The sequence below is a fragment of the Hoeflea sp. BAL378 genome, assembly GCF_000759435.1.
GTDB lineage: Bacteria > Pseudomonadota > Alphaproteobacteria > Rhizobiales > Rhizobiaceae > Hoeflea.
Genome location: NZ_JRJG01000088.1, coordinates 1 through 5,823, shown reverse-complemented (window position 1 = coordinate 5,823; position 5,823 = coordinate 1). Strand labels below are relative to the sequence as shown.

The 5,823-nt window shown below is 57.9% G+C and carries 2 protein-coding genes; one reads left to right on the top strand and one right to left on the bottom strand.

The window, feature by feature from the left end:
• Window positions 1-88 precede the first annotated feature (88 nt).
• Window positions 89-1,684, top strand: coding sequence for a phosphoglycerate dehydrogenase (gene serA, locus LL06_RS17920; RefSeq protein ID WP_035529968.1), 1,596 nt, complete (start codon window positions 89-91; stop codon window positions 1,682-1,684).
• Window positions 1,685-1,834: 150 nt separating this feature from the next.
• On the opposite strand, the gene LL06_RS17915 is transcribed toward serA, so the two are convergent.
• Complete coding sequence (locus LL06_RS17915) at window positions 1,835-5,680, bottom strand: hypothetical protein (RefSeq protein WP_152599658.1); 3,846 nt, start codon at window positions 5,678-5,680, stop codon at window positions 1,835-1,837.
• Window positions 5,681-5,823: the final 143 nt, after the last annotated feature.

Below are 5,823 nucleotides of genomic sequence, written 5' to 3'. Positions count from 1 at the left end.
CCACCCCCCGCGGCCGCGCCGGAATCTTCCCGCGCGGCCCGGCATCCCGTTTCCATCATTTCAGAATTCCCACCAATGGAGGCCTCCCATGGCACCTCGCGTACTCGTCTCCGACGAACTGTCGGAAACCGCCGTCCAGATCTTTCGCGATCGCGGCGTCGACGTCGACTTCCAGCCCAAGCTCGGCAAGGACAAGGAAAAACTGCTCGAGATCATCGGCAATTATGACGGTCTCGCCATCCGCTCGGCCACCAAGGCCACCGAGAAGCTGATCGCGGCGGCGACCAATCTCAAGGTCATCGGCCGCGCCGGCATTGGCGTCGACAATGTCGACATTCCCGCGGCCTCGCGCCGCGGCATCATCGTCATGAACACGCCCTTCGGCAATTCCATCACCACCGCCGAGCATGCCATCGCGCTGATGTTCGCCGTCGCCCGCCAGTTGCCCGCCGCCGACGCCTCCACCCAGGCCGGCAAGTGGGAGAAATCCAAGTTCATGGGCGTCGAGATCACCGGCAAGACGCTGGGCGTCATCGGCGCCGGCAATATCGGCTCCATCGTCTGCGCCCGCGCCATCGGCCTGAAGATGCACGTCATCGCCTATGATCCGTTCCTCTCCAAGGAGCGCGCCGAGGAAATGGGCGTGACCAAGGTCGAGCTCGACGAGCTCCTGGCCCGCGCCGATTTCATCACGCTGCACGTGCCGATGACCGACAAGACCCGCGGCATCCTCGGCCGCGACGCGCTGGCGAAGACCAAGCCCGGCGTCCGGATCATCAACTGCGCCCGCGGCGGCCTGGTCGACGAGGCGGCCCTCGCCGAGGCGATCAAGTCGGGCCATGTCGCCGGCGCGGGCTTTGATGTGTTCGAGACCGAGCCCGCCACCGAAAGCCCGCTGTTCGGCCTGCCCAACGTCGTCTGCACGCCGCATCTGGGCGCCTCCACCACGGAGGCGCAGGAGAACGTGGCGCTGCAGGTGGCCGAGCAGATGTCGGATTACCTGATCCGCGGCGCGGTCTCCAACGCCATCAACATGCCCTCGATCACCGCGGAAGAAGCGCCGATCCTGAAACCCTTCATCCGGCTCGCCGACGTGCTCGGCTCGTTCGCCGGGCAGGCCACCGAGAGCGCGATCAAGGAGATCGAGATCCTCTATGACGGCGTGACCGCGACCATGAACACCAAGGCGCTCACCTCGGCGCTGCTCGCGGGCCTGATCCGCAACCAGGTGGCCGACGTCAACATGGTCTCGGCGCCGATCATGATCAAGGAAAAGGGCATCATCCTCAGCGAGGTCAAGCGCGACAAGACCGGCGTCTATGACGGCTACATCAAGCTCACGGTGACCACCGAACGCCAGACCCGCTCGGTCGCGGGCACCGTGTTCTCCGACGGCAAGCCGCGCTTCATCCAGATCAAGGGCATCAACATGGACGCCGAGGTCGGCGCCCACATGATCTACATCACCAACACCGACGTCCCCGGCATGATCGGCTTCATGGGCTCGACGCTGGGCGACGCCGGCGTCAACATCGCCAACTTCCAGTTGGGCCGCGAAAAACAGAGCGGCGACGCCATCGCGCTGCTCTATGTCGACGAACTGGTCGGCCCCGAAGTGCTCGCCAAGCTGACCGCGCATCCGGCGATCAAGCAGGCGAAGCCGCTGGTGTTTAACGTGGATTGAGGGTGGGATGAAGGGGGCGCCTCCCGGGAGCGGGGGGCGCGGTCAGACTTGTTTTATGGACGAGATCCATGGCCCAAAGTGGACACTGTAGAGTGAGATAAACGGCCCCGTTTCCGGATAAATTTGTCTGCCGTAACGGGTGTATGGTATTTAATTCTCAAATTGTGTTTCTCGCTCAATTTGATCTGCAAGGCTTTGGTGCATGCGCTTCGCCCAATTTGCCAGGTCGCGGGAGGGATGCTTGAACCAGCTTTCAAGCGGGGGAAGATAGACTTCCAGTAGCGGTACAATAGAACCGGACCAAGAGGATGGGCGCAAACGGCGACCAAGGGCCTTCCGAAATGCCTCATTGTTACCATAACGCGTAGCGATGGCCTCAAGAGCAGGGTGCCATTGCCGAGCACCATCCTCAGAGTTGCTAAGAGTGGGGAAGAAGTCGATAAGCAGAGGGGGGCGATCCGCAGCCCCGTCGGCCCATTCAAGGACATCGTCCTGCGGAATCCCAAACAAAGGACCTGATCCAGTATTCTTGGATTTATCGAAGCGATTGCGATCGGGCCCGATCATTTGCTGTAGACGTCCACGTTCGATCGGCGTGGCTATCTCAAAAAAGCGAGCTATTTGGCCCCAGATAGTTATTGGCTTGACTGCGACGAGCACCTCGACGACATGGCGCATAGCGGGTGCAAGCGTGCTGAAAAGGTTGTAGTCACTGCTCTGCGCCAGTCTCACGAGTTGCTGCGCAAGGCCCTCGGCGAACTCTTCACTAACGCCAATAGAGGAGCGTACCCGGTTAAGTAGGCTCTCGAAGATGTGCGAGTCGCGTTGGCGATCGCGTGCGCGGTCGGTGAGCTCCGGCGCAACCAACAAAGCGGTTATTTCTTGGGCATGAGAAGCTGGAGCCGGCTCACCGTAACGATACATCAGAGCTACTTCCAGTGCGGCCCAAATGCCGTCGCTTCCATGCTTGGCTAGGGCGCGTAAAAGACCTGCCACATCCTCAGGTGGCAGGTCATCCAGCCCGCGACCGTATGAGATATAGACATAGTCCGCGGGCGCAATGCGCCCAGAGTTCAAGTCGGAGATCGCAACCTTAAGCCGGGCAACATCCTTCTTCGCGAGCGCCGAATGCAAGTCGATGAGCGATTGCTTGCTGCCAACGAGTTGCTCTGATGCTTTGGACAGGCACTTGTCGGCCAACGCTGAATCTACAATATCAATCCCATGGAGCAGGCCGCGCAACATTTGCATGCTTCCGTCGCATGTCCCCACGATTTCCAACGCTGCTTGGAACGCTTCCGCCCGGTTAGCAGCATTCCTACCGAGTTCATCAGCGAAGGGGTATACCGTCTTTAGGTCCATCGTGGTCATGCGCCGAACCGCAGCCAGAGTCAGATCTGGGTCAGTGGAGATTTCGCGCGCCAATTGTCGCGCCACACGTTCCGAATACTCGAAGTCTCCGTCATCGTCGGAATACAGTAAGTCTGGATCGCGAATATCGGACTGCCAAAATTTTGTGAACAAAATTGCGCGATCGATTGGTTCGGAGGGCAGGAGACGGTCGTATAGGTTCCGCACAAAGAGAGTACGTTCGCTACTGAGATCGGCGCGGTCGAAGTACAGCCAGTCACCGACGCTTTCGACGGCATCCGGCCAGCCTCGCTTTTCGTTCGCGATCGTAGTCAGGATATCGGCGTACTCTTTGTAGATACCCGTGCTAAGCATGAGCCTCGCCGCCTTCGCGAGGATGTCTTCACTCCTCTCTGCAAAGACCGGATGTGACTGACGGATCGAGACAAGCCGTTGTAAGCCGTTCCGATAAAAGTCGTCTATTTCATCGTAGGTTTTGGGCGCCCAGTCGTTCAGGGCCGGGGAGGAACCTATCGCTCCGTAGTCGCCAAACCGGATGGCGTCACGGCTGAGAACGCTGGCCAACGCCTCAACACAGAGGCTGACAACTGCGGGATTATTACTCGCGAGACCTTCATCAAGAACCGCGTATCGCTCCTCAGGCGGAACCGCCGTGCCACTCAGTTCGAGTTGGAACAACTGCTTGAAGAGTGCAGTAGCATTGTTAGACCAATGTTCGGTTTCGTTAGCTCCCAAACGCATAAGCAACCGGGCTGCTATGCCAAACGAGCGAGGTCGGAACGCCAGCTTGGCCGCAGCTTCTACGAGACTGCGTCTAGCGTCCGTGGCTCCCGCCAACACCGCGACGTCGTGCGTAAGCATAAGGTGCTCAAGATGTTGGGCTACGCGATCCGGTAAGATATGTACCAGTGCATCAAGCATGGCCGCTCCCCGAGGTGTGAGGATCGCATCGACTTTGCCCAGAAGATCATCGTCGTTTAGTAAAATATTACCGACCTCGATGATCACCGGTGATCTGTCTAGATAACGACATCGACCCAGCAGGGCCAACGCAAGCTCATCGCTGGCCGCAGCTAAGAAGCGGACGAGCAAGCCGGGGCGCATTAGAGCAACCCGGCGCATAGCCAGTCTGACGGCGATAGGAAGAGGTTGGGCGTTAATACGATCGCCATTTCGCCCGACTATGTCATATTGCTGCGCTTTTATTAGGTGCTCGAACATCGCGTCACCCGGCATACGGCCAAGTTCCATCGCAACAACATCTAGTTCCACTGGGTTAGATGATTCAATCGATAGTGAATCAAAGAGGCTGAGGCACTCGAGAGCTCTAACTTCCTCAGCCTCTACAATTTTCGCTCCCTCTAGAATGCGATTGATCACGTCATCGGGCGTTTCAAAGAGAGACGTTCCAAAACCGACACTTTTTGCCGCTAGGACGCCGAAACGCGGGAATCCCCCGCAGAGGTCGCGCAGGCGCTCAACTGCGGCTTTATCGAGTTTCGGGTTTACCTTAAGGAGGATGCTGCCGATGAGGTTGGCGCCACAAGGTGAAAGAGCTACATGAAGGTTTCTGTCGCCGCTTTCAAGCGGTCGGTCGTCGGTATCAATCGCTATTATGCTGAGTAGGCTCCCATCACGTGTAGCTTGCTTGCCTAGCTCGATTGCGACATCGCGGGGACATTCGTCTACCACCAGCAAGGCCCGCTTGCCCTCGTCCACCAGTTTGGTCGCTACTGACAACAATGTCGTGAGAACCACCTTGTACTCTGCAAAAATTGTACTTTGTTGGACCATTTCCGCAAGTTGGGACGAAGACCCCTTAAGCGATTCATAGACAAACCGGCTCTTGCCAAGGCCGGAAGTTCCCACCACGCGCACCAACTGGCCAGGTTCGGCAATGTGCGCGAGGATGCGCTCCCACGCAACTTTCGCGTCAACCTTGTTGTCGCCTGCACGACCGCGCTCCTCGACTGTTCCGATGATATAGCGACTATCGACGTCATCTGCATATCCGCTGCTGAAGTCGGATCGAGTGCCCCATGCTTCGACCGTCTGGAAACCTGCCAGCGACTGGCCGTGAGTCTTCTCAGATAGCCAGATGGCTACCGCCGGATGTTGGGCGGTCCAGACTGCGATCTGGTTGGCGTCATAGAGTTTGATCGCACTCAATTTGGTAGGATCACCGCCAGCCGTGCTTATCGCTTTCTTGATACCGGCGACATACTTGTCTGCCTTTTCCCCGGTGAGCGCTTCGGTCGTAAAGCCAATATAGCAGCCCCCTTGAGCAATGATAGAATCCATCGCTGGCGTTAGTATTCTTGCTTGACCTTTTCGATGGGTCGACTTGACCCAGCACTCCTTTTGCCAACCTGTCAGCCCAATTTTGCTGGCTTTGCACTGAAAGAAGATTTTGCGTCCCGGAAGAAAGTCAGTCGACTCTTTGCCGCCCTCCCACGTGATCCGCCCATCCTCTCCCCCGTCAGGTACAGTGATTTGTAGGGGGACCAAGACACCGGACAGCGGAAGACCTGCAGCCTGGGCCTCGGCGTGCAGTAAGCGCCTCAGCAGCAGCACAAGATCCTCGGCGCAAAGGCTTTCTATTTGATTTGGGTCTACGTCAAACATGATCTTATTAACAGAGAATCGGAGGCTTGTTATACATGATCCAAACGCAAATACAGACAACGGCATCACACGTGCTGTTAACATAAACCGAGGAATAGGTAGCCCTCGCGCACCTCTTCCATCTCTGCGATGCCTGTGAGCGC